The sequence below is a fragment of the Psychrobacter aquaticus CMS 56 genome (assembly GCF_000471625.1).
GTDB classification, from domain to species: Bacteria; Pseudomonadota; Gammaproteobacteria; order Pseudomonadales; family Moraxellaceae; genus Psychrobacter; species Psychrobacter aquaticus.
Genome location: NZ_AUSW01000002.1, coordinates 1 through 2,679, shown reverse-complemented (window position 1 = coordinate 2,679; position 2,679 = coordinate 1). Strand labels below are relative to the sequence as shown.

Sequence of the window (2,679 nt, the reverse complement as noted above, 5' to 3'; positions counted from 1 at the left end):
CTATATATTATGGCCCTCCAGGTACAGGAAAAACACACTCTGCAAACGCCTTAGCTGAATCTTTAATTGCTATTCATTTTTTACATAAAAAAGAAAACTTACAGCGCTTCCTTAAAGATAAAAAAACTGTTGTAGATGGCCGAATACATTATCTTCAATTTAATCCAAATACCTCTTACGAAGATTTCATAGCAGGCTACCAACTAAAATCAACCTCTGATGGCTCGGAAACAGTTCCTGTCAAAGGCCAATTGTTCAATATTATCGAAAAAGCAAACCAAGAAACTGAAACTACTGACAAAGATAACAAAATAAAGCTACCTCATGTACTCATTTTAGATGAGATAAATAGGGTGGATTTATCACGTGTGTTTGGAGAGTTATTCTCTGCTATGGAGTATCGGAACAAACCTATCGAAACTGCAATTAAAGGTATTACGCTCATTATTCCTGATAATTTATACATTATCGGAACCATGAATGAAATTGATTTTTCCGTAGAGCGTATGGACTTTGCTTTACGCAGACGATTTCTGTGGAAGTTTAAAGGCTATGATAAAGACGTTTTATCTAATATGCTCAGTCAGAATCTACATGACACGCTATCAGAATATATCGAAGAATTTGTAGATGCTTGCACTTTATTAAATGAATACATAAGTACAGAAATCGACGAGCTAGGCGTAGATTACCAAATTGGACATACTTTTTTTGCTGAGTTACCTAAGATTTATGAACAAAATGCCAATTTAACAGGCAAAAGCAGAAGCAAGTTAAAATTATATAAAGAAGCGCGAGATATTTTATGGAGGTTTTCAATAGAACCTATGTTAGAGGCTTTTTTAGGTAATACGGACAAAGAGATGGTACAAAATTATATGTGTAATGCTGAGAAAATTTTTACTCATGCAAAGTGATATTTGCACTATAAAAGTCAGGGATTGCTCTTATATTGATATAGAGGCAAATATGGCAATTGTTATTAACAACTGCTTTATAAGTACCAATGTGTTTAGAGTTAGCCCTAGCGTAGCGAGTGATGAGCAACCCTTGTTAAGCTATAGCCATACTCATAAAAAGTGGCTGACAGGTAGATATATTGGAAAATTATACTTCGAATACAATGGTAAACCTCATTGTTTTGAAGTACAGCCTCGCTTTGGTAATGCCAATATCTTAATATTACTAGAAGAGATATTTAATATTAAGCTTGCACACAATACCTCCGAGTACAAGCTGTATGACAACAGTGATAATGAGCTTTTAAAAAAGATCATAAGCATAATATGGGTTAAAACCTTAAGCAAAATTAATATACATGGCTTACCGAAGCACAAAGTAGAAAAGCTAAATAAAAGTAGTACTGTAAGAGGGAAGATAGCTATAAAAAGAAGTGTGTTACCTATTTATAAAGAAAAATATGTAGTCTCAAAGCGGATAGAAAAAGAGGTAGACAGTACAATTGTAGCCATTCTAAAGAAAGCTTACATCATCTTATGCAAAGATTATTCTTTAACAGAAAGTATGTTAAGTGATGCTGTAAAAGAGGTAATAAGAGTACCGTGCTATAACAAGAAGGTCATCACCACGAACCAATTCCAAAAAATAAAATATGGTGCTATTTATGCTAACTATAAAGAGATAGTAGATTTCTCTTGGCATATTATTCAGCATAAGAAACAATCATCAATGCATGAAATGGCAGATACAATGGGCGATGCCTTATTTTTAGATATGGCAGAGATATGGGAGAAATATCTATTCACTATCTTAAAAAAATGCTTTGCTCCTAGAGGGTGGCATGTTTACTCTCAGCAGTATAGAATCTACCAAAATATAGGTTTTGAACGAAGTATTATTCCAGATATTATTTTAGAAAAAGATGGTCATGTAGTTGTGTTAGATGCTAAATATAAGCGCATGACCGGTCATTTCAGCGACTATGATAGAACTGATTTTTTCCAATTACATACTTACGGCTCTTATATGGAATCACATAATAAAAAGCTAATAGGTTTGGGGCTGATTTATCCACTAAGTGAGCGCTTCGACAAAGAAAAACTAGATAAGAACTTTGCTAAAAATCTTTACGGTGACTCTACGAGTAACACTTGGTTTAAAGTAGATGGAATATGTTTAAAAGACTCACATCACCAATTAACAGAACAAAAAGACGATTTTTTGAGAAGAGTGGAATCGCTATTGCTTATATGACCCATATTTGATGCACGCTGACTGTAATCGCTTAAATAGACTCAAAGCCTTTAAAGGGTACAACACCCACTTTAGTAGTACATAAGCTCCACAAGTTGAATTCTATGCACTCAACCGTAGGATTTTACAATCAATGTTATTGCCTCAATACAAAGTTATTATCAATCAATAACCCAATATATGGGTTCAGGAGCTAACCTAACGTCATTAAAATGACGCGTTGTGATTAGACTATCTTTTAATATGATTAATAATAAAGTAACTGATTTATTTATAAAATAAAAATTTTTTTTCGATGAATATACGATAACTTTATATACAAAGCTTTGACAGCACCAGTATTAATTTTATTAGAATGAGCTACTGTGCTTTTAGAGGATTTTTATAATGCCCACGGCAGAATTCCAGCTCAACTTTTTAAGACGTATTCAGTGGCTGCTTGAATCTAGCTCCTATACCTCGACT

At 33.5% G+C, this 2,679-nt stretch carries 2 protein-coding genes; both read left to right on the top strand.

Annotated elements, in window-relative coordinates:
- On the top strand, nucleotides 1-917 hold a 917-nt coding region (locus tag M917_RS00035), incomplete at its 5' end, for an McrB family protein (protein WP_040641426.1).
- A 52-nt stretch (nucleotides 918-969) separates the two neighbouring features.
- Nucleotides 970-2,214: a 5-methylcytosine restriction system specificity protein McrC gene (locus M917_RS00030; protein ID WP_161626686.1), complete on the top strand. Its 1,245-nt coding sequence runs from the start codon at nucleotides 970-972 to the stop codon at nucleotides 2,212-2,214.
- Nucleotides 2,215-2,679: the final 465 nt, after the last annotated feature.

Excerpts from the sequence above, each read along its gene's own strand:
- M917_RS00030 (WP_161626686.1), top strand. The coding sequence starts at position 970 with ATGGCAATTGTTATTAACAACTGCTTTATAAGTACCAATGTGTTTAGA.